Source organism: Bacillus sp. FSL L8-0654 (assembly GCF_038629965.1).
GTDB classification, from domain to species: domain Bacteria; phylum Bacillota; class Bacilli; order Bacillales; family Bacillaceae; genus Bacillus; species Bacillus safensis.
The window spans coordinates 2,091,572-2,117,483 of sequence record NZ_CP152026.1 but is presented as its reverse complement, the minus strand read 5'-3'; the positions used below and the strand labels follow the sequence as shown (position 1 = coordinate 2,117,483).

Genomic DNA, 25,912 nt, shown 5'->3' with positions numbered 1-25,912 from the left:
ACCTTTACAAACAATTGATCAGACAGGTAGACTATTGAAACAGTTGATTTTTTGTGAAAAAAGAGCGGTACAGCTAAAAACGAAAAGGGGCGAGGTCATCATGATACGTCAAGTAAAACCGTCAGATTTTTATGCGGTCACATCCGTCATTCAAAGCTGGTGGGGAGGCAGAGATTTGCGCGCAAAATTGCCAAAGCTATTTTTCGAACATTTTCAGCAAACAAGTTTTGTTGTTGTTGAAAAAGGTGAACTGATCGGCTTTTTAGTCGGTTTTTTATCGCAATCACATTCAGATGAAGCGTATATTCACTTTGTCGGGGTACATCCAGACCACCGGAAATTAAAGATTGGTAAAATTCTCTATCAAGCGTTTTATGAAGCGGCTGAAAAGGAAGGAAGAACGACGATTAAGGCCATCACAGCTCCTGTCAATAAAGTCTCGATTGCTTACCATACAAAGCTCGGTTTTCAGATAGAAAAGGGAGATAAAACAGTGGATGGCATTTCAGTTTTTTCAGATTACGACGGCATTCATGAAGACCGGGTGCTATTTGTGAAAAAGCTGGAGGCGAAAGCATGATCATCAGACTGGATCAAAAAAATAAAGAAATAGCAAAAGAGCTGTTACATATACAATTAGCCGCATATCAGCGGGAGGCAGAACAAATTGGCTATCAAGATTTACCGCCCTTAAAAGAAACGGTTAAAGACATAATAGAAACAGATGAGATTTTCATAGGATTTGAAAAAGAGGGGCATTTGTTAGGGATCGCTTCATATGAACTACATGACGATCGGATCATCCTCAGCCGGTTAGCTGTGCACCCACATCATGTCAATCAAGGAATCGGGACAGCGCTCCTGCAATCCATTATCCAGCATCAAAAAACAATCGAGCTCACAACAGCAGAGGCAAATACACCAGCAATCAAGCTTTATGAAAAATTAGGGTTTAAACAGAAGGCCCGTTTGCAGGTGGAAAACAATCTGATGTTAACAAAGATGGAACGTTTGATGCTTCGAAAGGTGGAAGTGATTGAATACCAATCGAGCTGGCCAAAACAATTTCAAGATGAGCATGACAAGCTGAAAAAGATAGTTGGCGACAACTGGGTATATGGCCACCATATTGGCAGTACGTCAGTCATAGGAATGGCGGCTAAGCCAATTATTGATATCTTGCTAGAGGTGAAGCATATCAGCAGCTTAGATGAGTGTAACCATCTGTTTCGCCAGCTTGGATATGAACCGCTCGGAGAAAATGGACTCAAGGGAAGACGTTTTTTTAGAAAAGGCGGCTTGAACCGAACACATCACGTTCACGCCTATGAAGCCGGACATGATGATGTAAAAAGACATTTGGTGTTCCGAGATTATTTAAAAGCTGCACCTGATCGTGCCAAAGTCTATGCAGATAAAAAGCGTCAATTGGCAAAAGCCTATCCTGAAGATATGGCAAGTTATATCAAAGGAAAAGATGAGCTCATTAAAGAAATTGAACAAGAAGCGTACAATTGGTCAGACCAGTTAAAGACAAATGATCAGACATAAGAGCTGACAGGGCGTGAACATGTTTAATTGATGACTGATATGTTACAATGTAACAATCAACGAAAAAAGGATGTTCGGCATGTATATTCATATAACAGAACCAGCAGCAGCGTTCCTTACAAAACAACAAGCAGGGCATGAAACAAAAGAACTGCTCCTTCGATATGATTCAGATGGGTGCGGCTGTGCGGTAAGCGGTGTCCCAATGATTTGGCTCACAGGCGAAAGAACAGGCGAATGGGAAGAACTCAAGCATAATCAGCTCTTTAAGCTGTACATACACACAGCACAAAAGGTCTTTTTTGACGAGGAAATGACGATTGATTTTAACGAAAAAGCCAACACACTCATGTTGAAAAGTCCTCAACAAATACTCAGCCCGAGAATGGGTATACTTGTAAAGTAAGGTGGAAATGTAGTGGATCAAAAGCTAAAAGCAATACAAAATACGGCACAAAATAAAACATGGGTGTCGTTTTTAAATAACAATCATCCCTATAGCCTTTTGCACTGGTCAATAGGTGGAATGGATTCGGTGAAAAAGGACGTTTGGCTTCTTCAAGATGAAGTCACATTTGAAACAGAAGAATTTCCAACGCTCGATTTAGCTGTCAATTGGATCAAAGAGAATATGGACCAAGTAACAGATGTATTATAAAAGCCCTTTTTCGAAAGGGTTTTTTTCGTGCGTTTATCATCTCATCACACCGCATGGCTGTCTAATCCGGAAAATGAGCTTTTGGGAACGGAAAAAGCCGTTTTTTAACAAACAATTCGACAAAATGAGCAAGCTGGAAATAAAAAAATAATGGCTGTAAATGCCGAAAAATAGGCATTTGCAGCGTTAATTGCGGGATACCGAAAACTTTGCGAAAAATGACATTTCATATTTCTTCCATTCGAGGAAATGTGATAGAATACAACATGTATCGTATATGAGAAGGGAGGTGCTAAAGTGAATTGAAGCTCAAGCTGTCATCGCCTCAGGTTGGAATCAAAATAAACGAATGGTATAGGCAGATTTGCGGATTTCATGTGATGAAAGCAGAGAAGCTGAAGGCGGAGATCGAGCAGGAAATCCTGGAGATGGAGCAGGATCAAAACTTGTTATTGTTTTACCAGCTGATGGATTTTCGCCACAAGGTGATGCTTGAATATTTTGAACCGGCAAAGAAAGCCTCGAATGATGAAGAGATTAAGAATTTGCTAGAAACGATTGAACATTCACAAACGAAATTAACGGATATGCTTGAATACTATGTTCATTTTTTCACAGGAATGTTTGAATTTGAACAGAGAAACTATTTAAGTGCCATTGCTTATTACCGCTCAGCAGAAAAAAAGCTCAATCTCATATCAGATGATATAGAAAGAGCAGAATTTTACTTTAAATTAGCAGAAATTTACTACCACATGAAACAAACCCACTTTTCGATGCACTATGCCTTGCAAGCGTTAGATACGTATTCTGCCTACAGAACGTACACGCTGAGAATCATCCACTGTGAATTTGTCATTGGTGCAAACTATGATGATTTGAAATGCTATGAACATGCATTGCCCTACTTTAAAAATGCTCTAAAGCGAGCACGCTCAATTGGAAACCCTCGAGTCATAGGTTCGGCCCTTTTCAACTTAGGTAACTGTTATTATCAAATGAACGATCTTGCGGAAGCAAGGCGTTATCTGAAAGACTCTATTGAAGTGTTTGAAAAGGAGAATTTAACCCATCTTAATCGCTCTCTAGACCCACTATTTATGCTGACACAAATCCTGTTTAAACAAAAACAAATAGAAGAGTCATTAACCCTCTATCAACAAGGTATTATGAAGGCCTGTGAATTAGAAGATGAAATTTACATCTGCAAATTTCAATTCTTAAAAGCATTGTACGTTGATGCAGACATAACAATCATAGACGATACATTAGACCTGCTCGAGGACAAGCGCTTATACCCAGATATTGAGGAATTGGCACTTGATGCGGCTCATTATTACAATGAGCTTGGACTGTTTGAAGTATCTACCCGGTTTTACGAAAGGAAAATTCAAGCCATATCAAAAATCCAAAATGGGGGTCATTTATATGAAAACGAGTTTGATAGTTCTTTTATTGGCAGCAACTGCAGGATTATCGGTCATGAGTCAGCAGCAATCGGAAGAGAGCCATATGGAGCTTGCGGGCAGACACCATACAACAGTGGTGACTATCGCATAAGTTAGCTCAAAAAGAGGGGACGAACTGCTGTTCATTCTCCTCTTTTATTTTCATTCAATTCAAATCTTTGAAGAAATACTTGAATTTCTTGCTCATAAGCTTCCTTATTTTCGCTAAAAGACATTGCATGCGCACCGTGTGGCGCAATAAATAACTGTTTGTCACCCTTTTTTCGTGTATATAACTGCTGACTTTGCTCACAGGGGATATAGTCGTCATGGCGGCTATGAATAAAAAGTACAGGTTCTTTCACCTGATCGATCACATCAAGAGGGGAAACTTGCCGGATGCGGTATCCGTCCCGCCATTTTAACACTTGATCACTTAGTGGAAGAATCCATTTTCCTGAAAGGCGAAAATCTGTTTTTAATCGATACAGAAGCTGGTCCTCAAAAGAAGCAAAAGGGCAGTCTGCTATGTAAAAATTGGCGTTTGCTTCCGGCTTTGCGGCATATAACAAGGTCGTGACTGCGCCCATTGATTCTCCGTGTATCCCAATGATGGCACTTTCTCCGAGTTTTTGTCTGAGCCACTTTACGATCTTTGCTAGATCTTCTTTTTCATAATATCCATAACTTGTGGTTTTCCCGCCGCTCATTCCATGTCTTCTATGATCATAAAGCATCACATTCCATCCGAGCTTTTGGAATAATTTCATATACTTAACGGAGTTAATCAAACTGACTGTAACACCGTGGCAAAGGACGATTGTGCGTGTTGTATGGGGATACGGCACAAAATAGCCATGGAGATCATAACCAAATGCTGAAGGAATACACACTTTCTCTTTTTTGAGCTGTTGAAATTCCTCGTGGTGATAATGGCCTCCATCTGATTCTCGTTTGATGAGCTCTTCATCCGTTAATTTTCGAATATACATCATTTTATTGGTGAAAAAAATGCCAATTGCAGCGAGTGGACATAATATGAAGGCAAATATAGCGATCCATTTCTTCATCTAGCCGATTCTTCCTTTCCGGGGTTTTTTCTATGACGATCATACCACATCTTGGGAGATTGGCGTGCCTCTTGCTCAGAAAATAAAACGGATGATACACTAAATCAAAAGGAGAGAGGCACAATGAAAAAGACCAAACAAGATCAAGCGAAATTAAAGGATGGCATAAACGATGATGTCAAACAGCAGCTTCTTCAAATGAAGCAGAACCTTGCCGTCGAGACAGAAAAAAGAGAAGAACAAAAACGACAAGACCTCCTTCGGCAGCAGAAAGAAAAAGAAAAAAACAAAAGTTTTTCAGAGCTGCTAGATGAAAGCCATTTAGACTGGAGAAAGTATAAAAGCTAAAAAAGAGGGCGATGATGCTCTCTTTTTTTCTTAAGATAGATCCACAGCAGAAACATAGAAGTGTATAAAGAGAAAAGCACTTCTTCCCCCTTCACATCACTTCATTTCAGAATCGTGACAGTATGATATTTACAGTCAAACGAAACGAAATCCCATAACTTAAGTTTAAGATAGAAGTAAAAAGGTGAGTATTGAATTATTTAAATTCCTTTTTATTGAAAATATGGTTATTAAGACCCTTTTGATAGAGGATCATTCTCCTTATAATGAAGGTGTATTACAAAATTTGGGAATGGAGATGATTCACATGAAATTGAGAAAAACAATGGCTGGAGTCGCTTTATCTTTAGGATTGCTTTTACCTGTTTCTGGACAAGCTCTTGCTACAAATGATTTAACGAATGCTGATTTGAGTACAAAGGCTACTTCAATTGTAGATTGTTCTGTAACCCCTTTTAAAGGCGCAAGTAATCGACTATGTATGTATTCAGATAATGGTTCTTTTGCAAATAGTTTCAGTCGCTTTGGTACTACATTTTATCTTAAAGGCAAATCTGGAAATTATGCATATTATGAAAGTGCAAGATAAGGACAACGGGGCTTTTAGCCCCTCCTCATTTTTAATAGAGAAACACTAGTATCATACATACGCTAAAATAAAAAGATTGTAGAAAAACATGAGTTTTTCTACAATCTGAGAGATCACATCATATGATCTTTTTTGTTATTTGAACCGGTGCGTTTCATACACAGATGGTTTTGTATAGTAAGTTAATGCTTTGACTTCTTGGTCACTTAATGAACGTGCATTTGCTGCTGCTATATTTTCTTTTAACTGATCCACTGAGCTTGCACCAAATACAACGGAACTGACCGCAGAATGTTTCAGTATATACTGAATGGACAGTTCAGTGAGTGATAGGTCATAAGCGACTTTCTTTAAAGAAGGAATGATCTGCTGAAGCTCTTCAAATGAATATTGAAGATAGCCGTTTTTTTGAATCGCTGCACTTGCTTGAGAAAGTGGCTTTTCAGTTAATAATCCTTTCGCTAAAGGGCCTCTTGCGACGACACTAATGCTTTGTTCTTCAAGTAGAGAGAACCATTCTTCTGGGCGGCGGTCGAGTAAACTATATTGCATCATCACGCTTACGATATTGGACTTTTTGGCATATTCTTTAATGACATTTGGACGGATAGATGAAATGCCATAATAGCGAATTACGCCTTCCTCTACTAACTCTTCAAAAGCCTCAATCGTTTCATCAATGGGGTCATCAATCGTGCCTCCGTGCAATTGATATAAATCAATATAATCTGTTTGAAGCCGCTTGAGGCTTTGTTTTACTGCTTCCTTTATGTACGCTTTTGAAGGATCCCAGTCCCAGCCTGGTTTGCCTTTTTCAAAGCGGTTGCCGCCTTTTGTCGCCAAAATCAAATCCTGCCGTCTGTTTTTAATGGCTTCCCCGACAATTTCCTCATTTGTCCCAAAATCATATAAATCGGCTGTATCCAAATAGTTAATTCCGAGATCAATGGCCTCATCTAATAAAGAGAGCGCTTTTTCTTTTTCCGTCCCAAGAGACATGCATCCTAGTGCCGCCTCGCTCACTAAGAGATCTGAGGTGCCAATTCGTCTTTTTTTCAATTCCATCACACTCCTATCCTTTCACATTAAGTGAAAAAAATCAGGAATTCAAGCTAGGTGATTTCAAATGGCGCATTGAAGCAAGCGTTTCGCTTTTCGCTTCTCTTAAATCATCTATGTTAAAATAAATGAAGTAAAAAGTGAAAGTAGAACGAGGAGCTGACAAAATTGAAGGACTTTGAAGAAAAAACATTATCGTCTAAAGAATTATACAACGGAAAAATCATTGATTTGGTTCTTGAAGATGTAGAATTGCCTAATGGAAAACAAGGCAAACGCGAAATCATTAAACATCCTGGTGCAGTAGCCGTCATTGCACGTACAGACGAAAATAAAATCATCTTGGTCAAACAATACCGTAAAGCACTAGAGAGAGCCATCGTTGAAATTCCGGCCGGAAAACTAGAAAAAGGGGAAGAGCCGGCACATACAGCATTAAGAGAATTAGAAGAAGAAACAGGATATACAACTCAGCAGCTTCAAAAGCTGACGGCCTTTTATACATCACCTGGTTTTGCAGATGAAATTGTTCACATCTATCTAGCAGATCAGCTAGTTCCGCTTGAAGAAAAAAGAGAGCTGGATGAAGATGAATTTGTCGAAGTAATGGAAGTTTCATTAGAAGAAGCCTTGCACCTCATTGAAGAGCAGCATATTTATGATGCAAAAACAGCCTATGCCATTCAGTACTTACAACTGCAAGAGGTACTTGAGTCAACAAAATGAAGGAATTTTTTGCAGACATCCATATCCATATTGGCAGAACAAGAACAGGCAGAGCTGTCAAAATTACAGGTGCAAGGTCACTGACAATTGATCAAATTCTTATTGAAGCAGCAGAAAGTAAAGGGATGGGGATGATTGGTGTGATTGATGCACAATCTCCAGAAGTCCTAGAAGAATTAATAGAAGGTGTAGAGGAAGGCAGGTACACTGAACTAAATGACGGCGGTCTATCATTTGGAGAGACAGTGCTGCTTTTAGGCAGTGAATTAGAAATCAATGATGACCATTCAAAGGGACCGATTCATGTGCTGGCATTTATGCCCACACTACACAAAATGTCTGAGTTTTCCGCATGGCTTTCGCTTCATATGAAAAATGTGCATTTGAGTTCACAGCGCCTCTATGTTGATGGGAAAACACTTCAGCGTAAGGTTAAGGAGCTGGGAGGTTTGTTTATTCCTGCTCATATTTTTACGCCGCATAAAAGTCTATACGGCAAAGGGGTCAACACTTCTTTAACGGAAGTATTTGATCCTGACCTTATTGATGCTGTTGAGCTTGGTCTTAGCTGTGATACGTCAATGGCGTCCCAGTTGAGTGAGCTGAACCGGTATCCCTTTTTAACGAATTCAGATGCTCATTCTTTAGGGAAAATCGCGCGGGAATATACAAAAATCAAAATGGATCATGCCTCTTTTGCCGAATTCAAGCTAGCCCTTGAAGAAAAAGATGGCAGAGCTGTCACAGGAAATTATGGACTTGCTCCGCGGCTTGGGAAGTATTATCATACGACCTGCGAGAAATGCGGGGTTAGACCTCACGCACCAGATCAAAAAGAGTGCCATGTATGCGGACATACACGGATGACAAAAGGAGTAAGTGAACGTTTAGAAGAGCTTGCTGACCAAGAAAGTGAAAAAAGAATGAGACCTCCTTATGTTCATCAGCTTCCGCTTCAGTTTATTCCGGGAGTTGGACCTAAAACACTGGAGAAGCTAAAAGCCGTGTTTCACACAGAGATGAATATTTTACATCAAGCAACAGAACAAGAACTAAAAGCCGTTCTGCCAGAAAAGACAGCGGGCTACATCATCAAAGCAAGGAAGGGCGAAGTCGGACTCATCGCTGGTGGAGGCGGAGTGTACGGTAAGGTGGATATCAATCATGAGTCACATTAAATGGACATGTCACACATTTGAACAATTGTCAAAAGAGGATCTTTACTTAATTCTCATGGAAAGAGTCAACGTGTTTGTTGTAGAACAAACATGCCCTTACCCTGAAATTGATCACAGGGACCAAGAAGCGCTTCATCTCATCGCAAAAGAGAACGGCGTCATTGTGGCGTATTGCCGAATTTTCCAAAACGGGATCATGTACAAAGAGGCGTCCATCGGCCGCGTTCTTGTGACGCAGGCGGGCCGGAAAAAAGGCTATGGAAAGCTGCTGCTCATCAAGGCTTTAGAAAAGCTTAGTGAATTAGGTGAAACAACTGTCAAAATACAGGCGCAAGCCTACCTGAAGTCATTTTACGAATCATTTGGTTTCAAGGCCGTCTCAGATGTTTATGATGAAGATGGGATTCCGCATCTTGATATGGTGAAAACAGAAAGATAGACGTGTATACGTCTATCTTTTTTATGAAACATCGTGTATCATAACGTCAACGAAAGGGGTTTTGCCAAATGGGAAAAAGCAAAGCAAAGAAAAAACGAGAGCATATCCAAAGGCAGCACAGCCGAAATCCAGAACTGTCGAGAGGAAACATGCCGCATTTTAGCACACACGAAAGGAAGACAAAAACAAAACAAGAAGCCTTGCAGCATATGATGAAAAAACATAAAGGACGAAATGCTTATGATCACTATCAAGAGGATCATAAGCATTTTTATTTTGCTTTTTTGTGACAACTAGATCAAATAAATGGAAAAATTTTAAAAAATAGGACAAACGGTCGTTTCTTTTTGTCTAAAAATGTAGTTAAATGACAAAAAGAAACGAAAGGGAGAGTGAGTATCGTGAACGTCAAGTCATTTGGAGCAGGGCTTTGTATGGCAAGTGTGCTTGTGGCATCGGTCATGTTTGGCGCGTCAGATATTTCTGCAAAGGAGCAAGCAAAAAAAGAGTACATGATCGGCTTTTCTTCTTCCGTTCAAGACAAAACCCAAAAACAGCTTGTAGAAGAAGCTGGCGGGCATGTGAAAGAATCCATAGAGCAAATAGATATGATGAAAGTGTCATTGAATGAGACTTCGAAAAAGAAACTGAATGAAGCAAAAGAAGTGACCTTCATCGAGGAAGACCAAAAAGCAAAAACTAGCGGTCAAACTGTTCCATACGGCATCAAAAGCATCAAAGCACAAAAGGTACATAAACAAGGATACGCTGGACAGAATGTCAAAGTAGCCGTTCTTGACAGCGGCATCGACGGTAAACATGAGGATTTACATGTCACTGGCGGGGTGAGCTTTGTACCGGCAGAGTCTGATCCGCTTGTTGATCCGCATGAACATGGAACGCATGTGGCAGGCACAATTGCCGCATTAGATAATAAGGTAGGTGTCGTTGGTGTTGCGCCAAAAGCTTCTATCTATGCTGTCAAGGTGGCAGATGAAAATGGTGACGGCTACTATAGCTGGATCATAAAAGGGATTGAATGGGCCATTGAGAATGACATGGATGTCATCAATATTAGTATGGGGGGAGCAAGTGAATCTGAGGCGCTGAAAGAAGCGGTAGATCGAGCGTATGATAAAGGGATTCTCATTGTGGCTTCTGCAGGGAATGAAGGAAGCTATGGCTCTCTCAATACGATTGACTATCCGGCTAAATACAGCTCAGTGATGGCGGTTGCCTCTGTTGACCAAAAAAAGCAAAGAGCCTTTGATTCATCTGTTGGCGAGGAAATCGAAGTCTCAGCACCAGGCGTTTCAACGCTGAGCACCATTCCTCATAACGAATACGGCTACATGAGCGGAACGTCAATGGCATCACCGCATGTAGCGGGCGCTGCGGCTGTCATTCTATCAAAACATCCGAATCTGACAAACGATGAAGTACGCGAGAGATTGTCAAAAACGGCGACAAAGCTTGGAGAACCTTTTTATTATGGTGCCGGGCTTGTGAATGTACAAAAAGCCGCTCGATAAAGGAAAAAGAGAAAGCAGTGAGCAGGCTGCTTTCTCTTTTTTCTTTCGATAAAACTGTCATGTTTCGTAATCTCTCTCATAGAATCTAGTAACCTTACTATTTGGGAGGAAGACACATGCGGAAAAAGTCTTGGAAGGAGCATCTTCTTCAGCACGTAAAAGATCATCTCTCGATTTATTTATTTGTCTCTGTACTCTTTTTAATGGGTGTGATCTTCGGGGCCATCATTGTCAATAGCATGACATTCAGCCAGAAAGAGGATTTATTCTATTATTTAAATCAATTTTTTGGTCAGCTGACAAATGAGAAAGCAGCAGAATCAAAAGAAATGTTTTTACAAAGCTTCCTGCATCATATGAAATATTTAGGCCTTATGTGGATTCTGGGAATCTCCATCGTTGGTCTGCCGCTTATCTTTCTTATGATCTTTTTAAAAGGAATTGTTGTTGGGTTTACTGTTGGTTTTCTCGTGAATCAAATGGGGCTGAGTGGATTTTTTCTCTCGTTCGTATCGGTGCTTCCGCAAAACATTTTGCTCATTCCAGCCTATTTAGTAATTGGCACTTGTGCGATTGCGTTTTCCATCCGTCTCATTGGACAGCTCTTCATGAAAAAAACCATCAGTCAAGCACCCGTCCAGTGGTTTGGCCGGTATGCATCTGTTCTGCTGATGATTTTAGCGCTTGCTGCACTTTCGTCTTTTTTTGAATCGTACATATCATTCATGCTGATGAAAAAGCTGGCAGGTGTTCTTTTATAATTGTTATTAATTAATAATCAATTTATTTATCAATTTAAAATGATTATAGTTGGCTCTCAGCACATCATTTGATATAATGATCAAGTAATGTGGCGTAGGAGGGAAAGTCAATGGAAAATAGGATTGATCGAATTAAGAAACAGCTTCATTCTTCCAGCTACAAGCTCACGCCACAGCGTGAAGCCACAGTAAGAGTACTGCTTGAGAATGAAGAAGACCATTTAAGTGCAGAAGATGTATACCTCCTCGTAAAAGAGAAGTCTCCTGAAATTGGTCTTGCTACTGTTTATCGGACGTTAGAATTGCTCACTGAACTGAAAGTTGTTGATAAAATTAACTTTGGAGACGGCGTTTCGCGATATGATCTTCGCAAAGAAGGAGCCGCTCACTTCCATCATCATCTTGTCTGCATGGAATGCGGAACAGTCGATGAGATAGAAGATGATTTATTAGAAGATGTCGAAGAGATTATTGAACGTGACTGGAAATTTAAAATTAAGGATCATAGATTGACATTCCATGGTATTTGCCACCGGTGTCATGATGATGAATCCGGCAAATAATCCGAATTGGAACCTTTTCATTTAAGATGAAGAGGTTTTTTGCATTTTCGCTGTATATTCCTTGTCCCACCTGGCATATGCTGAAGTAATGAGAAGGTGAGAAAGGACTTGAAGATCATGCGAAAATGGCTCAAAACAACAGGTGAAGTGATCAAAGTATTTATCTTGTTCACTGGTTTTACCGTCCTGTTCTATTATGCTATGATATGGATAAATTCAGAATATGAAAGCTACCATCGTTATGATAAACCAGAGGGTGCAGCAATTAAAGTGATGGAAATGGATCAGCCGAATCAAGACAATTGGCAAGATCGATTGATTTATTTTTATCAAAACGGGGAGTAGAAATCATTGAACGATCAATTATCCGACTTTATTCATTTTATGACCGTAGAGAGAGGACTCTCTGAAAATACCATTGTTTCTTATAAAAGAGATTTACAAAACTACTTGTCTTTTTTAATGACACATGAACAGCTGACGGATATTAGCGATGTCACGCGTCTGCATATCATTCATTATTTAAAGCAGCTAAAAGATGAAGGGAAATCGAGTAAAACGTCTGTACGGCATCTATCATCGATTCGTTCCTTTCATCAATTTCTGCTTCGGGAAAAAGTGACAACGGATGACCCGTCATGGAACATTGAAACGCAAAAAACAGAGCGGACTTTACCGAAAGTTCTATCATTAGGAGAGGTCGAAAAGCTGCTTGATACACCAAATCAGCACACTCCCTTTGACTACCGAGACAAAGCGATGCTTGAGCTCTTATATGCAACAGGCATTCGCGTCAGTGAAATGCTGGATCTGACCCTTGCCGATGTACACCTCACAATGGGCTTTGTCCGTTGTTTTGGAAAAGGAAGAAAAGAGCGTATTGTGCCAATCGGTGAAGCTGCTGCAAGCGCGATTGAAGAATATCTCGAAAAGGGAAGAAGCAAGCTGTTAAAAAAACAGCCGTCCGATGCCCTATTTCTCAATCATCACGGGAAAAAAATGTCGCGCCAGGGCTTCTGGAAGAACTTAAAAAAACGAGCCATCGAAGCAGGGATTCAAAAGGAACTGACACCTCATACGCTCAGACATTCATTTGCTACACACCTGCTTGAAAACGGTGCGGACTTAAGAGCCGTACAAGAGATGCTCGGACATGCCGATATCTCAACAACACAAATTTACACACATGTGACGAAAACAAGACTGAAAGATGTGTATCACAAATTCCATCCAAGGGCATAAGTAAAGCATGACACAGTGAACGGGTGTCATGCTTTTTCATGTTTACACCGTTTATGGTTGTCAACTGGCTTGTAAACGGTTTATACTTGAGATGTCTGACCTCTCACTGTTTGTAAGGTCAAAAGACAAGAATATTGAAGGAGGCGCTTTTTAATGCCTGATTATCAGTATAAACGTATTTTCCTCGTCGTCATGGATTCAGTAGGAATTGGGGAAGCACCAGATGCTGCTGATTTTAATGATGTAGGTGCAGATACACTTGGACATATTGCTGAAAAAATGAACGGGCTTCATATGCCGAATATGGCGAAGCTTGGGCTGAGTCATATTAAAGAAATCAAAGGAATTCCAGCGGATGAAAAACCGCTTGCGTACTATGGAAAAATGCAAGAAGCATCAAACGGTAAAGACACAATGACAGGACACTGGGAAATCATGGGTCTTTACATAGACACACCGTTCAAAGTCTTTCCAGAAGGATTCCCAGATGAACTATTAAATGAACTAAAAGAAAAAACTGGCCGAGGTATTATTGGAAATAAACCTGCGTCTGGTACGGAAATTTTAGATGAGCTTGGCGAAGAGCATATGAAAACAGGCGATTTAATCGTTTATACATCTGCGGATTCTGTGCTGCAAATTGCTGCGCACGAAGAAGTTGTGCCATTAGATGAGCTTTACCGTATTTGTGAAATTGCCCGTGAACTTACATTAGATGAAAAATATATGGTTGGACGGATTATCGCTCGTCCGTTTGTCGGAGAGCCTGGCGCATTTGTTAGAACGCCAAACCGTCATGACTATGCGTTAAAACCATTTGACCGTACAGTCATGAATGAACTGAAAGATGATGGACTCGATGTCATTGCGATCGGAAAAATCTCTGATATTTATGACGGTGAGGGGATCACATCATCTCTTAGAACAAAATCAAACATGGATGGAATGGACAAGCTGGTCGATACACTTAAAACAGACTTTACAGGACTCAGCTTTTTAAACCTTGTTGATTTTGACGCTCTTTACGGACATAGAAGAGATCCAGAGGGTTATGGAAAAGCATTAGAGGAATTTGACGCACGTCTTCCTGAAGTATTTGACCTGTTAAAAGAGGATGATCTTCTTGTGATCACAGCAGATCATGGTAATGACCCGGTTCATCACGGAACAGATCATACAAGAGAATATGTTCCGCTCATTGCTTACAGCAAAAAGCATCAGGAAGCAAATGAACTGCCAACAGCAAAAACGTTTGCTGATCTTGGGGCAACCGTTGCAGATAATTTCAAGATAGCGATGCCAAAATATGGAACAAGTTTTTTATCTAAACTTAAATAGGGGGAAATCTCGTGGGAGCACAGTTTTCAGAAGCGGCGGCATACATTAAACAAGCATCGACATATGTACCAACAGTTGGATTGATTTTAGGATCAGGGCTTGGCATTTTAGCAGAAGAGATTGAAAATCCAATCAAAATAAAATATGAAGATATTCCTGGATTCCCTGTTTCAACAGTAGAGGGACATGCAGGGCAGCTCGTGATCGGAACGCTGAAAGGCACTGTCGTTTGCGCGATGCAAGGACGTTTTCATTTCTATGAAGGATATGATATGAAGCAAGTGACGTTTCCTGTCCGTGTGATGAAAGAAATTGGCATTGACACATGCATTGTCACAAATGCAGCCGGCGGTGTGAATACGTCATTCCGTCCAGGAGATCTCATGCTGATCACAGATCATATCAATATGATGGGAACCAATCCATTAATTGGTCCAAATGATAGTCAAGGCGTTCGTTTCCCTGATATGTCTGCACCGTACGATAAAGAATTGCTGGCACTTGCAGAAGAAACAGCCCAGCGTTTAGGCATATCTGTACAGCAAGGGGTTTATGCAGGGATGACAGGCCCTTCATATGAAACACCTGCTGAAGTTCGTTTCTTAAGAACACTTGGAGCAGATGCTGTTGGCATGTCGACAGTTCCAGAAGTTATTGTTGCGCGTCATGCAGGAATGAAAGTGCTTGGCATTTCATGCATTTCCAATGCGGCATCTGGTATTTTGGATCAGCCGCTGTCTCATGATGAAGTGATCGAAGTAACGGAAAAAGTGAAAGCGAGTTTTCTTGATTTAGTAAAAGACATTGTCAAACAACTTTCATAGCATGTGTCCAGAAGCCTTCTGCTACCCAAGCAGAAGGCTTTTTTATTTGTAATCATACGATCTCTGAATAAAACAGCCTGTATGAGGAAAAAATAGAAAGGATTACGATAATGGAGGTCTGCCACTTGAAACGTCATATATGTGCATTGTTTATTTTAATGATCCTTATCTCAATGGTTTCACCATCAGCGACAGCAAAAGAAAAGATTGAAAAACCAGGAGAAAAACAAACATCAGAATTGGCACACGAAGCCAAATCAGCGATCTTAATAGAACGAGACACGGGAAAGGTGCTTTACAACAAAAACAGCGATGAAAAGCTTGCACCCGCAAGTATGACCAAAATCATGACGATGCTTCTGATCATGGAAGCCATTGATCAGGGTAAACTAAAAATGACAGACAAGGTCAGAACGAGCGACTATGCAGCGTCCATGGGAGGCTCACAAATCTTCCTTGAACCAGGAGAAGAAATGACCGTGAAAGAAATGCTGAAAGGCATTGCGATTGCGTCAGGAAATGATGCTTCAGTTGCCATGGCAGAGCATATTGCAGGATCTGAAGAACAGTTCGTTGAGCAGATGAACAAAAGGGCGAAAGAGCTTGGCCTCAACTCAACAGTCTTTCAAAACCCAACAGGACTTCCTGAAAAAGACCATTACAGCACAGCTCACGATATGGCAATAATGGCAAAAGAGCTGTTGAAATATGAACAAATCACCAAATTCACAGGTGTCTACGAAGACTATCTACGGCAAAACACAGATAAAAAATTCTGGCTTGTCAACACAAACCGTCTGATTAAATTTTATCCAGGTGTCGATGGGGTAAAAACCGGTTTTACAGGTGAAGCGAAATACTGTTTAACTGCATCTGCTAAAAAAGGCAACATGCGCGTCATTGCGGTTGTCTTCGGCGCAAGCACTCCGAAAGACAGAAACGCTCAGGTAGTCAAAATGTTAGATTACGCATTTAGTCAATATACGACTCATCCGCTTTACAAAAGAGGGCAAGATGTGGCGGAGATCAAAGTGAGCAAAGGGAAAAAGAAAAACATTCAGCTCGTTACTTCTGAACCGATCTCCCTTTTAACGAAAAAAGGCGAAAATGTGGATCAGATCAAAAAAGAAATCAAATTGTCTCATGATGTCAAGGCTCCATTTTCAAAAGGAACGGAACTTGGTACGATCGTCTTGAAAAAAGACGGAAAAGTGCTTCATGAAAGTCCTGTAGAAGCAAAAGAAGGAATGGAAAAGGCAGGCGTTTGGACTTTCTTCAAACGGGCGATGGCTGATTTTGTAAAATGGAAATAAAAGGCGAAAGGCTGCTGTAATTGGCAGTCTTTTTGCTATGAGGAAAAAGAAAAGAACATCTAAATGTGACGAATGGTCACTAGTTTTGTCATGGTGAAGGATTTATTTCATAAAAAAGAGAAACACTCTTTATCCGAAATTAGAGCAAGGAGGAATAAAAAATGAGCCTTGGTATTGATTTTCAAGTAAAAGAGAGCGTACTTTGCATTCGGTTAACAGGAGAGCTCGATCATCACTCCGCAGAAACATTGAGACAAAAGGTGACGAATTATTTGGAAACAGAGGACATTCGCCACATTGTGCTGAATCTGGCTGATTTATCGTTTATGGACAGCTCTGGACTCGGAGTGATTTTAGGAAGATATAAGGAAATTAAGCAGCTTGGCGGGGAAATGGTCGTCTGTGCCATCTCGCCAGCGGTGAACCGGTTATTTGATATGTCTGGCTTGTTTAAAATCATTCGAATGGAGCCTTCAGAGCAAACGGCTTTGCAAACATTGGGGGTGGCATCATGAGAAATGAAATGAACCTGACTTTTTCGGCATTAAGCCAAAATGAATCGTTTGCGAGGGTGACAGTCGCGGCATTTATCGCTCAGCTTGATCCGACTTTAGATGAATTAACAGAAATCAAGACCGTCGTATCTGAGGCAGTGACAAACTCCATCATCCATGGCTATGATGGGAATCCAGATGGCAAGGTGCATATCCATGTCACATTAGATGATCATGTCGTTTACCTCACCATCCGTGATGAAGGTATGGGTATTACAGATCTTGAGGAAGCAAGACAGCCGCTTTTCACCACAAAACCAGACTTAGAGCGCTCTGGCATGGGCTTTACCATCATGGAGAATTTTATGGATGATGTCATGGTGGACTCATCTCCAGAAATGGGCACGACCATCCGTTTAACAAAGCATCTATCAAAAAGCAAAGCGCTTTGTAATTAAAGGAGCTGCTCATATGGATGTGGAGGTAAAAAAGCAAGCTAAAAAAGCCCAGCTGTCAAATGATGAAGTCAAAGAGCTCATCAAAAAAAGCCAAGACGGTGATCAGCAAGCAAGAGACCTCCTCGTAGAAAAAAACATGCGTCTTGTTTGGTCCGTTGTTCAGCGCTTTTTAAATAGGGGATATGAACCAGATGATCTATTTCAGATTGGCTGTATTGGACTGCTGAAATCTGTTGATAAATTTGATTTGTCATATGATGTAAAGTTTTCAACGTACGCCGTCCCCATGATCATTGGAGAAATTCAGCGATTCATTCGGGATGATGGAACGGTCAAAGTCAGCCGTTCATTAAAGGAACTCGGAAATAAAATTCGTCGGGCAAGGGATGAATTGTCTAAGTCTCATGGAAGAATGCCGACCGTTCAGGAAATTGCCGAATACCTTGATATCACACCAGAGGATGTTGTTCTCGCCCAAGAAGCAGTGCGCTCGCCATCATCCATTCATGAAACGGTGTATGAAAATGATGGGGATCCGATTACATTGCTTGATCAAATTGCCGATCATTCTGAGGAAAGATGGTTTGACAAAATCGCACTGAAAGAAGCGATTAAGGAATTAGAAGAACGGGAAAAACTTATTGTGTATTTAAGGTATTATAAAGACCAGACACAATCTGAGGTTGCAGAGAGACTTGGCATTTCACAAGTACAAGTCTCACGGCTTGAAAAGAAAATTTTAAAACAAATCCAAATGCAAATGGATCAAAAAGACAGCTAGCCGATTAGGCTGGCTTTTTTTGTGTGGTAATTACCGGTAAATCAAGTTCTATCAGTATGAGAACCATTTTTCACCACATACTATTTTTAACCCATCGTATAGGAAGTGACTTGGATGGACGGACAAATCTTTATTCGGCTGCGCCATCGAATCAAGACCGGTATTGATCAGCTCATTTATTTAGAGGATATCGCCCAAATCACTGGTGATGAGTTTGCTGTGCAAAAGCTTAGTAAAATGCCGGTGTATCATGTCAGCAAAAAGGATCGTCACATCGCCGTTCTTGATATCATGCATGTCGTCAAAACGATCAAAAAAACGTGGCCAGATATCGACATTCAAACCGTTGGCGGCTCTGAGGCCATTGTTGAAATTGATACAGGCAAACGCCAGCTTTCTCCCGTTTTATTTGTGTTTGTATGGCTCCTATTATTTGTTGGAGCGGCGCTTGCCATTATGAATTTCCACGAGGATGTCAGTATGCGGCTCGTTCATATCCGCCTATATGAAATGATCACAGGGAAAACGGTTGAGCATCCGTATTTATTACAAATTCCATATAGCTTTGGACTCGGTTTTGGCATGATTTTGTTTTTCAATCATGTATTTAAAAAGCGTTTAAATGAAGAACCAAGTCCGCTCGAAGTGGAAATGTTTAAATATCAGCTCGATCTCGATCATTATGTCGCACTCAATGAAAATAAAGAAACATTGAAGGATATCCATGATCGGTAAGTGGCTTTTTGTCGTACTCGTTGGACTTGGCGGCGGTTTAACGGTCGGAGCAGGATTTGTGGCTTTTCTTACAGTGCTTGGCATCATTCCCCGCTTAATGCAATTAACCAAAACGCAGCGCTTCATACAAGGGTACGAGGCGGCTGTTATTAGCGGGGCGGTTGTTGGCGGCTGGGCCACCTTAAGTCAAATACATCTTCATTTAACCAAATGGCTGGCGATGCCGGTCGGTCTTTTATCAGGCATCTTCGTCGGCATGCTTGCAGCTGCACTCACTGAAGTATTAAATGTACTTCCTATATTAACGAAAAGAATTGGAATGGACGGGAAAATTGTTTTGCTGCTCATGGCCATCGTCTTAGGAAAGGTATTTGGTTCACTATTTCATTGGCTTATTTATATTTAATCAATTGGAGGGAACAACACGTGTCGAGTTTAAAAGAGAACTATCCATCTAAGGTGAAAACATATCAGCCCAAACCTCCTTATGTCCTCAACTGCATTAAGGCGTTTTTAGTTGGCGGTTTAATCTGTCTGATAGGTGAGGGGCTGCAACATTTCTATATCCACTTTTTTGATTTTAACGAAAAGACAGCAGGGAACCCGACAGTGGCGACCCTCATTTTAATTTCTTCTCTATTAACGGGTATCGGTATTTACGATAGAATCGGCCAGTTTGCTGGAGCCGGATCAGCTGTCCCGGTGACAGGCTTTGCTAACAGTATGACAAGTGCTGCCCTTGAGCATAAAAGTGAAGGGCTTGTTTTAGGTGTTGCCACAAATATGTTTAAACTCGCTGGGAACGTCATTGTATTTGGTGTCGTTTCGGCATATGTCGTAGGGATCATTCGATACGTCTTGGAAAAGATGTTTTCGTAGGAGGAATGAAAGGTGAAACTAACAGGTAAACAATCTTGGGTATTTGAGCACAAGCTTTATGTCAATGCAGAAGGAACTGCTGCAGGCCCAAAAGAAAAAGAAGGCCCGATTGGTCATTTAATTGATAAAACGTACGATGAAATGCACTGTGATCAAAAGAACTGGGAAATGGCTGAAAGGAAGCTCATGGATGATGCGATATCAACCGCTTTATCAAAAGCAAATTTGCAAAAAAGCGATATTGATCTTTTGCTGGCTGGAGATTTACTCAACCAGAACGTCACAGCAAACTATGTGGCAAGAGAGCTGAAGATCCCGTTTCTCTGCTTGTTTGGGGCATGCTCGACTTCAATGGAATCGGTCGCCATTGCGTCAGCACTCATTGATGGCGGCTTTGCAAATAGAGCCATCGCAGCAACAAGCAGTCACAATGCGACTGCAGAACGCCAATTTCGTAATCCGACAGAATACGGGGGACAAAAGCCAGATACAGCAACAAGTACAGTAACTGGTGGCGGAGCCGTTATTATCAGCCAAGAACCCTCTCAAATTCAAATTACGAGCGCAACGGTAGGCAGGGTCATGGATCTTGGCATTACAGATCCATTTGATATGGGATCGGCCATGGCACCAGCAGCGGCAGACACCATCAAGCAGCATTTAGAAGACTTAGGCAGAACAGTAGATGATTACGATTTGATTTTAACTGGAGATTTATCAGGCATTGGTTCACCGATCTTAAAGGATCTCTTGAAAGAAGAAGGCATTCAGCTTGGGCGAAAGCACGATGATTGCGGTTTAATCATCTATACACCCGACCAAAACGTATTCGCTGGAGGCAGCGGCTGTGCTTGTTCAGCGGTTGTGACATTTAGTCATATTTTTCAAGAAATGAAAGCAGGGAATCTGCAAAGAGTACTCGTTGTGGCAACCGGGGCGTTACTCAGCCCAATGATGGTTCAGCAAAAAGAGACCATTCCAACCATTGCGCACGGTGTCGTATTTGAGCGTGCAGGAGGAGAGAGCTAATGGATTATCTTATCGCTTTTGTGGCAGGCGGACTTATTTGCGTCATTGGCCAGCTTTTGCTAGATGTACTCAAACTCACGCCTGCACATGTCATGACTACTTTTGTTGTGGCAGGTACCATTTTAGACGGATTCGGTATTTATGATAAATTTATTGAATTTGCAGGCGCGGGCGCAACTGTACCAATTGTCAGCTTTGGTCATAGCTTGCTTCATGGGGCCATGCATCAGGCAGATGTGCACGGATTCATCGGCATCGGTATCGGTATCTTTGAATTAACCTCTGCTGGAATATCAGCTGCGATTTTATTTTCATTTATTATCGCACTTATCTTTAAACCGAAAGGATAACCGAATATGGGGCAAAGACGGAAAGTCATTTTAGTGACAGACGGAGATATATATGCTGCCAAAACCATTGAGCTTGCCGCTAAAAACGTTGGCGGACGATGTATTTCCAGCTCAAAAGGAAATCCAAGCAAACGGACAGGACCTGAACTTGTTCAGATGATTTTAAAAACGCCGTATGATCCAGTCTTTGTGATGTTCGATGATTCTGGACTGACAGGTGAAGGAACAGGCGAGACAGCGATGAAACATGTGGCGCGCCACCCTGAAATCGAAGTCATTGGAGCGATTGCAGTTGCATCCAAAACGCACCAAGCCGAATGGACAAAGGTCCATGTCTCCATTGACAGGGAAGGTGAACTGACAGAATACGGTGTCGACAAACACGGTCTTCCCGAAATGGAGCCCCATAAAATGAGCGGTGATACAGTGTATTGTCTTGACTCCCTCAATCTTCCGTTAGTTGTCGGTATTGGAGATATTGGCAAGATGGGACGGAAAGATGATCTGAGCAAGGGATCTCCAATCACGATGAAAGCAGTGGAATTAATATTAGAAAGGAGTGGTTTCCATGAAGAAAGACAAGGTAAACGTGTACCGAGACCCGAAGAAAAATGAAGATTACTTCAAGGAAAATGTCGGAATGGGTCTCAGCTTTGACCTTGGTGTTCGGAAAATTTATATACACGATCAGGAAATCCAGCTTTACTATGTAAACGGATTGTGTGATACACAGTATATTATCTACTTATTAAAAGAGCTAATCGAAATCAATGACAACGAACCTGAATCCGATGATCTTGCACATGTAGTCGAGAACCGCCTCGTCAATCAGCAGGTCTCCAAGGTAGAAACGCTGGATGAAGCAGTGGATCAAGTACTGTCTGGGCTTGTAGCAGTCGTTGTAGAAGGTGAAAATTACGCCTTTATCATTGATGTTAGAAGCTATCCTGGCAGAATGCCTGAGGAGCCGGATACAGAAAAGGTGGTCAGGGGAGCAAGGGACGGCTTTGTTGAGAATATTATTGTGAATACAGCGCTTATTCGAAGAAGAGTGCGGGATGAAAAGCTGAGATACAAAATGCTCAAAGTAGGCGAACGTTCAAAAGCGGATGTTTGTGTTTGCTATATTGAAGATATTGCAGACCCTGACTTAGTAGATATTATAGAAAAAGAAGTATCAGGAATCAAAGTCGATGGGCTGACGATGTCTGATAAAACGATTGAAGAATTTATAATTAAGCAAGGATATAATCCCTTTCCGCTAGTGCGTTATACCGAGCGTCCGGATGTTGCCGCTAACCACATATTAGAAGGGCATGTCATCATCATTACGGATACATCCCCTAGTGTCATCATTACACCAACCACTATTTTTCACCACGTTCAGCATGCAGAAGAATACCGCCAGGCGCCTGCCGTTGGTACGTTCCTAAGATGGGTACGCTTTTTAGGCATATTATGTTCTACCTTTCTTTTGCCGATTTGGTTTCTTTTTATTCTCGAACCAAATCTCCTGCCTGACAATTTAAGCTATATTGGGTTTAATAAACCTTCTCATATCCCTGTGATTCTCCAAGTATTTCTTGCTGATTTCGGGGTGGAGTTTTTAAGGATGGCAGCCATTCATACGCCAACCGCATTGTCAACCGCCATGGGGTTGATCGCGGCTGTTTTAATTGGACAAATCGCCATTGATGTCGGTTTATTTACACCAGAGGTCATCTTATACGTCTCGCTGGCAGCGATCGGTACCTTTACAACGCCAAGCTATGAGCTGAGTGTCGCCAATAAGATTGTAAGGCTCATCATTCTAGCACTAGTGGCAATTTTTAAGCTGAATGGACTCATCATTGGTTTTACGTTGTTAATCATTTATTTAACATCCATTCGTTCATTGCAGACACCTTATATGTGGCCGTTCATTCCTTTCAATGGAAAGGCTTTATGGCAAGTGCTGATTCGGACGTCTGTTCCTGGCTCAAAAGTAAGGCCGAGCATCGTTCACCCTCAAAACAGATCAAAAATTCCGCCAAATTCTTAACGCTCATTGAAAGTGGCTGAAGATTGTGATATTGTATTTTTAACTTTGAGACACGGCAAAAGGCAGCTCACGCAGCTGCCTTTTTTCAGCCGAAGTGGAGAAAGAGGGAATGACATTGTATTTACACGGCACTTGCAGACAAAATGAACTCGGTCATTTAGAAATTGGTGGTGTTGATGCTGTTTCTTTAGCTGAAACGTATGGGACACCACTTTATGTATATGATGTGGCTTTAATACGGGAGCGCGCAAAAAGCTTTCAAAAAGCATTTATAGAAGAAGAATTAACGGCACAGGTAGCATATGCGAGTAAAGCATTTTCCTCCATCGCCATGTTTCAGCTTGCCAAAGAAGAAGGATTATCTCTTGATGTCGTATCAGGCGGTGAGCTTCACACAGCCATTTGCGCTGGATTCCCAGTAGAAAAAATTCATTTCCATGGCAATAATAAAAGCAGAGAAGAATTAAAAATGGCTTTAGAGCATGGGATCGGCTGTATTGTTGTGGATAATTTCTATGAAATGAAGCTCATTGAACAGCTTGGTCAAGAGCTGTCAAAAAAAGTGAAAGTATTGCTCCGCATCACGCCTGGTGTCGAAGCGCATACGCATGATTACATTACGACAGGTCAAGAGGATTCAAAATTTGGCTTTGATCTTCACAATGGACAAGCAGATGAAGCGGTGAAACAAGTGCTTGGGTCAGAAGTGATCGAGCTTTTAGGTGTTCATTGTCATATCGGTTCACAAATTTTTGATACGGCTGGTTTTGTCCTTGCAGCCGATAAAATCTTTTTGAAGCTGGATGAATGGAGAGAATCATTTGGTTTTATTTCTACAGTATTAAACTTAGGCGGCGGCTTTGGGATTCGTTATACAGAAGAGGATGAACCACTTCCTGCGACAGAATATGTCGAAAAAATTATCCAAGCTGTGAAAGAGAACGTGGCCCGCTACCAGTTCGATATGCCAGAGATTTGGATAGAACCAGGCCGTTCTCTTGTTGGAGATGCAGGGACGACTCTTTATACGATCGGATCATCAAAACATGTACCTGGCATCCGTGATTATGTAGCGATAGATGGCGGAATGAGTGATAACATTCGTCCAGCTTTATATCAAGCGAAATATGAAGCCGCAAGTGCCAACAAAATGAGCCAAACGCATGATCAAACGGTTTCAATTGCCGGGAAATGCTGTGAAAGCGGAGATATGCTCATTTGGGATATCGATCTGCCAGAATTATCACAAGGGGATTTATTAGCTGTCTTTTGTACCGGAGCATACGGCTATAGTATGTCAAACAACTATAACCGTATCCCGCGCCCAGCTGTTGTGTTTGTAGAAGACGGGGAAGCGCAGCTAGTGGTTGAGCGTGAAACATATGAGGACATTGTCAAACTTGATTTACCATATCAATCAAAAGTGAAATCATCTACTTAAAAAAAGCCGCCTGGTGTTCAGGCAGCTTTTTTCATGAATTATTTTCCTCCAGTGAATACAGAAACGATCGCGTTCCAAATGGAGACAAAGAAATCCCAAATCTTTTGAAGAAGGTTTTTCCCTTCATCCGATTCTATGAATTTAGTAATCTTGTCTTTTGCTTTATCAATTTGAGATCCTACTTGATTCCAATCGATATTGATGTTTTTCATTTTATCAAATAGCGAGACAAGCTGATCTTTTTGATCCTGCGTCAGATTTAAGTTCAAATCAGAAGCAGCCTGATCCACTTTTTCTTCTACTTCTTTCGTGGTTTTAGGAACACCATTTTTTGCAATGTCATCTTTGATTTTTGCAATAAGGGCAGAAGCATTATCTTTCCCGATAGAGTCACCCAATTTAGAAGTTGTCACAAGCTCTTCGTTTGCCACCTGCTTCACATCTTCTGGAATGGCTTTGTCGCTTGACACCTCATACGCTTTTAGTAAGCCCGTCAGTGCCGCTGTACCAGATACTTCAAATGGAGCAGTCACGACAACCTTGGCATCTTTGACACCTGCTGTCATTAAAGCATTTAAATACATCTCATCTGTAATGGTCTTGATGTTGTGTGTATCCACAGTCAGACCAGTACCTGATTTTTCAATGGTGATCGATGAAGATGATAATGCTCTCGTCCCGATTTGAGAACGAGGGATATACTTTCCTAAATATTCGTGCTCTTCTTTATTGGTTACTTCAATTTTTGTCGCATTTTCAGGTGGGTTCAACTCGTCAAGCACCTTCTGGCGATCAGCCGGTGTTAGGTCTTGCCCGAGTGTGACGATGACATCGCCGACAGCTGCATCCGCTAAGCTGACTTTTGGCGCACCAATTAGGAAAAGGAGCGCTGCCATCATACCAAGCATCATTTTTTTAAACATGTTGACCTCCTTCAAGTCGAAAGCGTTCCTCTTTCAAGAGAAACTTTAGCTTTTGAGTACACGTAAAGTAGTGCACTCCATCATATAGACGTAACAAATTGGCTTGACGTTTCAATTTTCTTTTTAAGATGTGTTCCTGTTC

The 25,912-nt window shown here is 41.2% G+C and carries 33 protein-coding genes; 30 read left to right on the top strand and 3 right to left on the bottom strand.

Annotation, left to right across the window (positions count from 1 at the left end; translation table 11 throughout):
* Positions 1–100: 100 nt before the first annotated feature.
* The 5 genes from MHH65_RS10755 to MHH65_RS10735 all read left to right on the top strand — a co-directional run bounded on the left by MHH65_RS10755 (position 101) and on the right by MHH65_RS10735 (position 3,774).
* Complete coding sequence (locus MHH65_RS10755) at positions 101–580, top strand: GNAT family N-acetyltransferase (RefSeq protein ID WP_024428048.1); 480 nt, start codon at positions 101–103, stop codon at positions 578–580.
* Entirely contained in the window at positions 577–1,551 is a 975-nt protein-coding gene (locus MHH65_RS10750; protein ID WP_034280332.1) for a GNAT family N-acetyltransferase, read from the top strand. Before MHH65_RS10755 ends, MHH65_RS10750 begins: the two co-directional genes overlap by 4 nt.
* 79 nt (positions 1,552–1,630) lie before the next feature.
* Positions 1,631–1,957, top strand: coding sequence for an iron-sulfur cluster biosynthesis family protein (locus tag MHH65_RS10745; protein ID WP_024428050.1), 327 nt, complete (start codon positions 1,631–1,633; stop codon positions 1,955–1,957).
* A 12-nt stretch (positions 1,958–1,969) separates the two neighbouring features.
* A complete protein-coding gene (locus tag MHH65_RS10740) occupies positions 1,970–2,209 on the top strand; it encodes a YqkC family protein (protein WP_061109315.1) in 240 nt (79 codons plus the stop codon).
* 302 nt (positions 2,210–2,511) lie between these two features.
* A complete protein-coding gene (locus MHH65_RS10735; protein ID WP_046311682.1) occupies positions 2,512–3,774 on the top strand; it encodes a tetratricopeptide repeat protein in 1,263 nt (420 codons plus the stop codon).
* Between the two features lie 26 nt (positions 3,775–3,800).
* Here the strand turns inward: MHH65_RS10735 and MHH65_RS10730 are convergent, their stop codons facing one another.
* The gene (locus MHH65_RS10730) at positions 3,801–4,727 is read right to left on the bottom strand and encodes an alpha/beta hydrolase (RefSeq protein ID WP_098677453.1); all 927 of its coding nucleotides are present in this window, start codon (positions 4,725–4,727) and stop codon (positions 3,801–3,803) included.
* Between the two features lie 123 nt (positions 4,728–4,850).
* Here MHH65_RS10730 and MHH65_RS10725 point away from each other — a divergent pair, with 123 nt between their 5' ends.
* Together MHH65_RS10725 and MHH65_RS10720 are read left to right on the top strand one after the other, a co-directional pair.
* Complete coding sequence (locus MHH65_RS10725; RefSeq protein WP_024422881.1) at positions 4,851–5,075, top strand: YqkE family protein; 225 nt, start codon at positions 4,851–4,853, stop codon at positions 5,073–5,075.
* Positions 5,076–5,259: 184 nt separating this feature from the next.
* Positions 5,260–5,664 carry an antimicrobial peptide LCI gene (locus tag MHH65_RS10720; RefSeq protein WP_224426704.1) on the top strand — a complete coding sequence of 135 codons (405 nt, stop codon included), beginning with the start codon at positions 5,260–5,262 and terminating at the stop codon, positions 5,662–5,664.
* Between the two features lie 135 nt (positions 5,665–5,799).
* Here MHH65_RS10720 and MHH65_RS10715 read toward each other — a convergent pair whose 3' ends face one another.
* Positions 5,800–6,723: an aldo/keto reductase gene (locus tag MHH65_RS10715; protein WP_024422879.1), complete on the bottom strand. Its 924-nt coding sequence runs from the start codon at positions 6,721–6,723 to the stop codon at positions 5,800–5,802.
* Positions 6,724–6,891: 168 nt separating this feature from the next.
* Between MHH65_RS10715 and MHH65_RS10710 the strand changes: the two genes are divergently transcribed.
* The 23 genes from MHH65_RS10710 to lysA all read left to right on the top strand — a co-directional run bounded on the left by MHH65_RS10710 (position 6,892) and on the right by lysA (position 24,847).
* On the top strand, positions 6,892–7,449 hold the full coding sequence (locus MHH65_RS10710; protein ID WP_024422878.1) for an NUDIX hydrolase: 558 nt from the start codon (positions 6,892–6,894) through the stop codon (positions 7,447–7,449).
* Positions 7,446–8,627 carry a TIGR00375 family protein gene (locus MHH65_RS10705; RefSeq protein WP_041117879.1) on the top strand — a complete coding sequence of 394 codons (1,182 nt, stop codon included), beginning with the start codon at positions 7,446–7,448 and terminating at the stop codon, positions 8,625–8,627. The genes MHH65_RS10710 and MHH65_RS10705 overlap by 4 nt, the downstream gene beginning before the upstream one ends.
* Positions 8,614–9,066: a GNAT family N-acetyltransferase gene (locus MHH65_RS10700; protein WP_024428055.1), complete on the top strand. Its 453-nt coding sequence runs from the start codon at positions 8,614–8,616 to the stop codon at positions 9,064–9,066. Before MHH65_RS10705 ends, MHH65_RS10700 begins: the two co-directional genes overlap by 14 nt.
* A 68-nt stretch (positions 9,067–9,134) precedes the next feature.
* The gene (locus tag MHH65_RS10695) at positions 9,135–9,356 is read left to right on the top strand and encodes a hypothetical protein (RefSeq protein WP_024428056.1); all 222 of its coding nucleotides are present in this window, start codon (positions 9,135–9,137) and stop codon (positions 9,354–9,356) included.
* A gap of 111 nt (positions 9,357–9,467) precedes the next feature.
* Positions 9,468–10,598 carry a S8 family peptidase gene (locus MHH65_RS10690; protein ID WP_080708052.1) on the top strand — a complete coding sequence of 377 codons (1,131 nt, stop codon included), beginning with the start codon at positions 9,468–9,470 and terminating at the stop codon, positions 10,596–10,598.
* 116 nt (positions 10,599–10,714) lie between these two features.
* Positions 10,715–11,359: a stage II sporulation protein M gene (gene spoIIM / locus MHH65_RS10685; RefSeq protein ID WP_024422873.1), complete on the top strand. Its 645-nt coding sequence runs from the start codon at positions 10,715–10,717 to the stop codon at positions 11,357–11,359.
* A 110-nt stretch (positions 11,360–11,469) separates the two neighbouring features.
* A complete protein-coding gene (gene fur, locus MHH65_RS10680) occupies positions 11,470–11,922 on the top strand; it encodes a ferric iron uptake transcriptional regulator (RefSeq protein WP_003215577.1) in 453 nt (150 codons plus the stop codon).
* 117 nt (positions 11,923–12,039) lie between these two features.
* Positions 12,040–12,267 carry a YqzK family protein gene (locus MHH65_RS10675; RefSeq protein ID WP_024428058.1) on the top strand — a complete coding sequence of 76 codons (228 nt, stop codon included), beginning with the start codon at positions 12,040–12,042 and terminating at the stop codon, positions 12,265–12,267.
* 6 nt (positions 12,268–12,273) lie between these two features.
* Positions 12,274–13,164, top strand: coding sequence for a site-specific tyrosine recombinase XerD (gene xerD, locus MHH65_RS10670; RefSeq protein ID WP_098677454.1), 891 nt, complete (start codon positions 12,274–12,276; stop codon positions 13,162–13,164).
* Between the two features lie 153 nt (positions 13,165–13,317).
* Complete coding sequence (gene deoB / locus MHH65_RS10665) at positions 13,318–14,502, top strand: phosphopentomutase (RefSeq protein ID WP_024422869.1); 1,185 nt, start codon at positions 13,318–13,320, stop codon at positions 14,500–14,502.
* An 11-nt stretch (positions 14,503–14,513) separates the two neighbouring features.
* Positions 14,514–15,326, top strand: coding sequence for a purine-nucleoside phosphorylase (locus MHH65_RS10660; protein WP_024428059.1), 813 nt, complete (start codon positions 14,514–14,516; stop codon positions 15,324–15,326).
* Positions 15,327–15,451: 125 nt separating this feature from the next.
* Positions 15,452–16,639 carry a D-alanyl-D-alanine carboxypeptidase family protein gene (locus MHH65_RS10655; protein ID WP_335350904.1) on the top strand — a complete coding sequence of 396 codons (1,188 nt, stop codon included), beginning with the start codon at positions 15,452–15,454 and terminating at the stop codon, positions 16,637–16,639.
* A gap of 161 nt (positions 16,640–16,800) precedes the next feature.
* Positions 16,801–17,154, top strand: coding sequence for an anti-sigma F factor antagonist (gene spoIIAA / locus MHH65_RS10650; RefSeq protein WP_024422866.1), 354 nt, complete (start codon positions 16,801–16,803; stop codon positions 17,152–17,154).
* Positions 17,151–17,591, top strand: a complete 441-nt coding sequence (gene spoIIAB / locus MHH65_RS10645; RefSeq protein ID WP_024422865.1) for an anti-sigma F factor — start codon at positions 17,151–17,153, stop codon at positions 17,589–17,591. The genes spoIIAA and spoIIAB overlap by 4 nt, the downstream gene beginning before the upstream one ends.
* 13 nt (positions 17,592–17,604) lie before the next feature.
* Positions 17,605–18,372 carry an RNA polymerase sporulation sigma factor SigF gene (gene sigF / locus MHH65_RS10640; RefSeq protein WP_024422864.1) on the top strand — a complete coding sequence of 256 codons (768 nt, stop codon included), beginning with the start codon at positions 17,605–17,607 and terminating at the stop codon, positions 18,370–18,372.
* Between the two features lie 114 nt (positions 18,373–18,486).
* Complete coding sequence (locus MHH65_RS10635) at positions 18,487–19,107, top strand: stage V sporulation protein AA (RefSeq protein WP_024422863.1); 621 nt, start codon at positions 18,487–18,489, stop codon at positions 19,105–19,107.
* The gene (locus MHH65_RS10630; protein ID WP_024422862.1) at positions 19,097–19,513 is read left to right on the top strand and encodes a stage V sporulation protein AB; all 417 of its coding nucleotides are present in this window, start codon (positions 19,097–19,099) and stop codon (positions 19,511–19,513) included. The genes MHH65_RS10635 and MHH65_RS10630 overlap by 11 nt, the downstream gene beginning before the upstream one ends.
* 20 nt (positions 19,514–19,533) lie before the next feature.
* Positions 19,534–19,986: a stage V sporulation protein AC gene (gene spoVAC, locus MHH65_RS10625; RefSeq protein WP_024422861.1), complete on the top strand. Its 453-nt coding sequence runs from the start codon at positions 19,534–19,536 to the stop codon at positions 19,984–19,986.
* 12 nt (positions 19,987–19,998) lie between these two features.
* Positions 19,999–21,015 (top strand): stage V sporulation protein AD, encoded by a 1,017-nt coding sequence (spoVAD, locus tag MHH65_RS10620; protein WP_024428061.1) that lies wholly within the window; start codon positions 19,999–20,001, stop codon positions 21,013–21,015.
* Positions 21,015–21,365, top strand: a complete 351-nt coding sequence (spoVAE, locus tag MHH65_RS10615; RefSeq protein ID WP_007501045.1) for a stage V sporulation protein AE — start codon at positions 21,015–21,017, stop codon at positions 21,363–21,365. The genes spoVAD and spoVAE overlap by 1 nt, the downstream gene beginning before the upstream one ends.
* A gap of 6 nt (positions 21,366–21,371) precedes the next feature.
* Positions 21,372–21,980 carry a stage V sporulation protein AE gene (locus MHH65_RS10610; RefSeq protein WP_024422859.1) on the top strand — a complete coding sequence of 203 codons (609 nt, stop codon included), beginning with the start codon at positions 21,372–21,374 and terminating at the stop codon, positions 21,978–21,980.
* On the top strand, positions 21,925–23,406 hold the full coding sequence (locus MHH65_RS10605) for a spore germination protein (protein ID WP_024428063.1): 1,482 nt from the start codon (positions 21,925–21,927) through the stop codon (positions 23,404–23,406). The genes MHH65_RS10610 and MHH65_RS10605 overlap by 56 nt, the downstream gene beginning before the upstream one ends.
* Before the next feature lie 115 nt (positions 23,407–23,521).
* Positions 23,522–24,847: a diaminopimelate decarboxylase gene (gene lysA, locus MHH65_RS10600; RefSeq protein ID WP_024428064.1), complete on the top strand. Its 1,326-nt coding sequence runs from the start codon at positions 23,522–23,524 to the stop codon at positions 24,845–24,847.
* A 38-nt stretch (positions 24,848–24,885) separates the two neighbouring features.
* On the opposite strand, the gene MHH65_RS10595 is transcribed toward lysA, so the two are convergent.
* Positions 24,886–25,770 (bottom strand): DUF1002 domain-containing protein, encoded by an 885-nt coding sequence (locus MHH65_RS10595; RefSeq protein ID WP_024428065.1) that lies wholly within the window; start codon positions 25,768–25,770, stop codon positions 24,886–24,888.
* Between the last annotated feature and the right edge of the window lie 142 nt (positions 25,771–25,912).

Coding starts and splice junctions, on each gene's coding strand:
- MHH65_RS10610 (WP_024422859.1), top strand. CDS start 21,372: ATGGGGCAAAGACGGAAAGTCATTTTAGTGACAGACGGAGATATATAT.
- MHH65_RS10695 (WP_024428056.1), top strand. CDS start 9,135: ATGGGAAAAAGCAAAGCAAAGAAAAAACGAGAGCATATCCAAAGGCAG.
- MHH65_RS10700 (WP_024428055.1), top strand. CDS start 8,614: ATGAGTCACATTAAATGGACATGTCACACATTTGAACAATTGTCAAAA.
- spoVAE (WP_007501045.1), top strand. CDS start 21,015: ATGGATTATCTTATCGCTTTTGTGGCAGGCGGACTTATTTGCGTCATT.
- MHH65_RS10675 (WP_024428058.1), top strand. CDS start 12,040: ATGCGAAAATGGCTCAAAACAACAGGTGAAGTGATCAAAGTATTTATC.
- MHH65_RS10745 (WP_024428050.1), top strand. CDS start 1,631: ATGTATATTCATATAACAGAACCAGCAGCAGCGTTCCTTACAAAACAA.
- spoIIM (WP_024422873.1), top strand. CDS start 10,715: ATGCGGAAAAAGTCTTGGAAGGAGCATCTTCTTCAGCACGTAAAAGAT.
- spoIIAB (WP_024422865.1), top strand. CDS start 17,151: ATGAGAAATGAAATGAACCTGACTTTTTCGGCATTAAGCCAAAATGAA.
- MHH65_RS10630 (WP_024422862.1), top strand. CDS start 19,097: ATGATCGGTAAGTGGCTTTTTGTCGTACTCGTTGGACTTGGCGGCGGT.
- MHH65_RS10705 (WP_041117879.1), top strand. CDS start 7,446: ATGAAGGAATTTTTTGCAGACATCCATATCCATATTGGCAGAACAAGA.
- MHH65_RS10595 (WP_024428065.1), bottom strand. CDS start 25,770: ATGTTTAAAAAAATGATGCTTGGTATGATGGCAGCGCTCCTTTTCCTA.
- MHH65_RS10725 (WP_024422881.1), top strand. CDS start 4,851: ATGAAAAAGACCAAACAAGATCAAGCGAAATTAAAGGATGGCATAAAC.
- sigF (WP_024422864.1), top strand. CDS start 17,605: ATGGATGTGGAGGTAAAAAAGCAAGCTAAAAAAGCCCAGCTGTCAAAT.
- MHH65_RS10755 (WP_024428048.1), top strand. CDS start 101: ATGATACGTCAAGTAAAACCGTCAGATTTTTATGCGGTCACATCCGTC.
- MHH65_RS10730 (WP_098677453.1), bottom strand. CDS start 4,727: ATGAAGAAATGGATCGCTATATTTGCCTTCATATTATGTCCACTCGCT.
- deoB (WP_024422869.1), top strand. CDS start 13,318: ATGCCTGATTATCAGTATAAACGTATTTTCCTCGTCGTCATGGATTCA.
- MHH65_RS10750 (WP_034280332.1), top strand. CDS start 577: ATGATCATCAGACTGGATCAAAAAAATAAAGAAATAGCAAAAGAGCTG.
- MHH65_RS10635 (WP_024422863.1), top strand. CDS start 18,487: ATGGACGGACAAATCTTTATTCGGCTGCGCCATCGAATCAAGACCGGT.
- fur (WP_003215577.1), top strand. CDS start 11,470: ATGGAAAATAGGATTGATCGAATTAAGAAACAGCTTCATTCTTCCAGC.
- spoIIAA (WP_024422866.1), top strand. CDS start 16,801: ATGAGCCTTGGTATTGATTTTCAAGTAAAAGAGAGCGTACTTTGCATT.